General features: G+C 45.9%; 4 protein-coding genes. All 4 read right to left on the bottom strand.

Annotation, left to right across the window (positions count from 1 at the left end):
• Window positions 1–75 precede the first annotated feature (75 nt).
• Window positions 76–828 carry an ABC transporter permease gene (locus K1J10_RS10130; protein WP_223357234.1) on the bottom strand — a complete coding sequence of 251 codons (753 nt, stop codon included), beginning with the start codon at window positions 826–828 and terminating at the stop codon, window positions 76–78.
• 54 nt (window positions 829–882) lie between these two features.
• The gene (locus K1J10_RS10125; protein WP_125329161.1) at window positions 883–1,791 is read right to left on the bottom strand and encodes an ABC transporter ATP-binding protein; all 909 of its coding nucleotides are present in this window, start codon (window positions 1,789–1,791) and stop codon (window positions 883–885) included.
• A 333-nt stretch (window positions 1,792–2,124) separates the two neighbouring features.
• On the bottom strand, window positions 2,125–2,739 hold the full coding sequence (locus K1J10_RS10120) for an alpha/beta fold hydrolase (RefSeq protein ID WP_223357233.1): 615 nt from the start codon (window positions 2,737–2,739) through the stop codon (window positions 2,125–2,127).
• Window positions 2,736–4,466, bottom strand: a complete 1,731-nt coding sequence (pabB, locus tag K1J10_RS10115) for an aminodeoxychorismate synthase component I (RefSeq protein ID WP_223357235.1) — start codon at window positions 4,464–4,466, stop codon at window positions 2,736–2,738. Before pabB ends, K1J10_RS10120 begins: the two co-directional genes overlap by 4 nt.
• Between the last annotated feature and the right edge of the window lie 85 nt (window positions 4,467–4,551).

Here is a 4,551-nt window from a genome sequence, read left to right as displayed (position 1 = left end):
TTAGCTTACAGAACTGCTTGTGAAGCTCTAGAGGATGAGTTCAAGTAAATGTTGCACTTATTCTTGCAATTTATCTTATAAATCTTTGTGTTTGAACGTAGCGAGTCCTAGGAAGCCAAAAACAAGGATGAATCCAAGGGCGATAGAGAGGGTGTTGTTCGTTGCTGTGGTGCTTTGGACCATGGAATATTGGAATTCCAAGTTTAGATAGTGGAGAATATCAATATCTTTAAAGAAAAGCGCAGGAAGACTTAAGAGGATATTTCCAACGAAGTAGCCAACGAAGGCCAAGGTGATGGATTGGCTAGCGTAAAGGAGGAAGGAAATGATGCTGACCCAAGCCAGGGTGGAAAGGAACTGAATCAGCACGGTCAGACCAAAATGAGCAAGGAATTGCTCTGGCATGGTTCCAAGTCCATTGTAGAGGGTCGCGATCAAGAAGACGAGACCATAAGAAACGAGAAATTGGAAGAGGGCAATGGTCAGGACAACGGCGCTTTTGGCAAAGTAGTAGCTGGTGCGCGAAACCCCATAGGCCAGATTATTCTTGTATAAGTTTTGCGTTAAGTCTGTTCCTAGAACCAAGGTGATGACAATAATGGTAAAGAGGATAGTCACACTGATGCTGGAAGAGTAGTTGGTCAAGGCTTTAAAGCCCGTCCAAACTTCGGTTGCTTGGGGTAATTTGGATTCCGTATTGACGCCGACGTGGCCGGTAGCTCCAAAGATGACTCCAGACAGGATGTTGAGAACGAGAATGGCTTCTGTAATCCAAAAACCTTTAGAGCGAAAAAGTCTGTAAAAATCTGCTTGAATGGTATGCAACATGATAAATCTCCTAAATGAAATATGTGGGATAAGTAATGCAAGACGGTGGGTTGACTAGTCTACCAAGTCCGTAAAGAATTTTTCCAGATCTTGGCGGGCATAGTAGATTTCATCCACGTCAATATCCTCTTGAACGAGCGCTTTGACAATGACTTTAATATCGTGAGTCTGTCCAAAGATATGGATTTCTCCATCCTTATCGATGACCTTGATACGGTGATGGAGCTGATCCTGGATCAGTTGACTGGCAAGAGCTAGTTGGCTAGTTTTGAGGATGATGTAATCTTCTCCTTGTTCTTCGAATTCAGCCTTGCTAATTTCTTTGATCAGGCGTCCTTGGTCGACAATGCCAAAGCGATTGGCAACCAGATAAAGTTCGGAGAGGATGTGACTGGAAATAAGGATGGTCATGCCGAGTTCATCGTTGAGGCGCTTGATCATCTGACGGAATTCCTTGATTCCGACAGGATCGAGACCATTGATGGGTTCGTCCAAAATGAGGAAGTCGGGCTTGGCAATGAGCGCAATCGCAATTCCCAACCGTTGTTTCATCCCGAGTGAAAAATCGCGGAATTTCTTCTTACCCGTATTATTCAGGCCGACATAGTTCAAGGTTTCTTTGATGACCTGGTCGGGATTGGGGATATGGCGTGCCTTGCAATAGTAGATTAGGTTTTGATAAGCGGTCATATGCTTGTGAGCTACAGGACTTTCAATGACAGATCCGACCCGTTTCAGGGCTTGCGTCCACTGGGAGCGATTTGAAGAAGCAAAGAGGGAGACGCTTCCGTCAGTTTCTTGAATCAGCTGGGTAATGACCTTAATGAGGGTGGTTTTCCCAGCTCCGTTCTTACCGATCAGGCCGTAGACATCACCTTTGCGAATGCTCAGATTCACATCATTTAAGGCGTATTGTTGACCGAACTTTTTACTCAAATGGGAAATTTCTAATACTTTTTCCATGGTTTTCTCCTTCGTCTAAATGACTAGTTGTTTTCTTTACACTCTTAGTATACAGCTTGCTTTTCAAATAACTATCAAGCAATTCTAAAATATTTCTAAAAAAACGGGAGTGGGACAGAACGAATTTTGACTAAAAATCGTTCGTTGTCCCACCCCCGCAAGGCTGATTAGGTCATCTTTGGAGCTTAAAAGGCGAACAAAGACTTAGGAAACTTGCTCGCAAATTCTATCCACCACCTCAAAGCAGTGCTTTGAGCAATCTGCTACTGCGTCTTGCAGTTATAACTATCATATATAAGAGACTGGACACTTTATGCCCAGCCTCTGTTCCTATTAAAACCTAGCGACAAACTCTTTGATAGCTTGCGCCAGTTCATGGGGTTTCTGAGTATTGAGTAGATGGCCTCCGTCTGCGATTTCTAGATAGTGACCTTTAGGCAGGAGATTTGCCAACTTTTTAGAAGAAGCCTGATTGGCCCCATCCTTGCTGCCACAAATCACTAAGCTAGGAAGAGGGCAGGTTTTAGCGGTATCGGTTAGATTGAGGCTTTTTAATTCGGTAAAGATTTGTAACATGTGCTGTTTATTGGCACCTTGCTTTTCAAAGACACGCTTGGGAATCAGACGAAAAAGGAGAATTTGGAGCCTATAGAGGAGATTGGTGTTGAGTTTGTATTGCGTCCCTGAAAGTACCAAGCCCCTAAGTTGTTGCAAGCCTCGGCTGGAGAGATCGAGAGCGAGAACGCCTCCCAGTGAGAGTCCTACCAGAATAAAGGGCTCGCTTTCCTGCTGGAGGTACTCCGTCAATCTTTCTGTGGCCTCTTGGTAGCTTTCGCTTGGATGGGAGAAAATAGCGAAAGATTCAGATTGCAAGGGGGAAAGTGCATCTTGGACCCCTTGCCAAGAGTGAGCATCCTGGCCTAGGCCATGTAAAAAAATAAGTTTCATTCTGATTCCTCTCTAGTGAAATCGAGTGGATAGAGGCCACGCAGGGCATTGCAGGCATAGACTTGGTCAGCGACTTCTAAATCCTTCAGCGTTAACAGTTTTTCTTCTACTTGTCCAGTTTCTAAGAGATGGCGGCGGTAAATCCCGTCGAGGATAGGGAGGTGAGCTGGAGGAGTATAGCGCTTGCCGTCAATCTCTAGGATGAGATTTCCGATGGTCGTCTCTAGCAAGCTGCCATCAGGAAGATAGTAGATCTGCTCGTGATCTTTAGCTACTAGATGAGCTCGCTGGCTAGTCTTAAAATAAGTAAATGGCGTCGCTAGATCAAGCTTCTGCTCGGTCAGTTGGGCCTGCAGATAGCTAGCTGGCAAGTCTGTTAGTTCTGTGATCTCTAGCTGGGCGGTCCCGTTTTTTGGCAAGGCAATGCGACAACGATAGTCAAGGTTGGAATCCAAACGATCAAGCTCTTCTTGAAGTTTTTTCAGGAGTTTTGGCTCATCATAAGGATAGGCAAAGTAGCGACTGGCCTCTCTCAAACGGGTCAGGTGTTGCTCCAGGAAGGTCAGCTCTCCTTGGTGGATACGACCAGTTGTCAAGAGGTCAAAACGAGGCTCTTGTCGGTAGAGGACAGCAGACTTTTGTTTGGTCTCCTGGTATTCACTTTCCCATTTACTGTCCCAAGTGATGCCTCCACCTACGCCATAGATGGCTTGATGCCCTTGCATTTGAAGGGTTCGGATAGCGACGTTGAAGATCCGTTTGCCTTTTGGAAGAAGGATACCGATTGTTCCACAGTAGACGCCACGAGGAGCAACCTCTGTCTGTTGAATAATTTCCATAGTAGAAATCTTCGGTGCCCCTGTGATGGAACCGCAAGGAAAGAGGGCCTGGAAGGTTTGGACTAGGTCGACTTCGGGGCGTAAGCGACTTTCAATGGTCGAGGTCATCTGCCAAACAGTGGAGTATTGCTCGACTTGGCAGAGACGGGTCACCTGCTCACTTCCGATCTCCGAAATGCGATTCATATCATTACGCAGGAGATCCACAATCATCATGTTTTCTGCTCGATTTTTGGGATCGGCTTCTAGCCAAGCGGCTTCCTTGAGGTCGGCTTGGCTAGTGAGACCACGACGAGTCGTCCCCTTCATAGGGCAGGTGGTTAGTAGCCTGTCATCTTGTTCAAAAAAGAGCTCAGGACTGATGGAGAGGATGGCCACATCATCGTGCTGGATGAAGGCATTGTAATGGGCCTTCTGTTCTACTACCAAGCGATTGTAGATGGCCAAAGGATCAGCCTCTAGCTCTTGAGAAAGCTGGACGGTGTAGTTGACCTGATAGGTATCCCCTTGACGGATGTGGTGCTGGATGGTCTCGATAGCTTTTCGATAAGCAGGCGCCTCTACCTCTTCCTGCCAATTGGCTGGAAGATCCACTGCCTCGTAGTCCTCTGGGAAAGGAAGGGGTTCTACTTTTTCGTGGATGGTGAAATAGAGGAGATATTCTCCCATGAGTGGTGCTGGGTGGACGGCTAATTTTTTCTCAAAAGCAGGAGCGGCTTCATAGCTGACATAGCCTACGGCATAATAACCAGCCTCCTGATAGGCTTCCGCCTCTCTCAGAAGAGTCTCTACTTGGTCGAGGTCTCTTGTTTTTAATTCCTTTAGCGGCTTGGTGAAAATGTGTCGCAATCCAAGCTCTTTAAAATCAATAATCGTTTGTTTGTGCATGCTTTGAGTATATGATAAATTGTAAAATATAGTGCAACAAAAAAACTCATAGCGTTTCATTGGGGTAAACTGTAAGTATTCACAC

Source organism: Streptococcus australis (genome assembly GCF_019930045.1).
Taxonomy (GTDB): Bacteria; Bacillota; Bacilli; order Lactobacillales; family Streptococcaceae; genus Streptococcus; species Streptococcus australis_D.
Note: the sequence above shows the minus strand (reverse complement) of the source record. Positions and strands in the feature narration are given on the sequence as shown.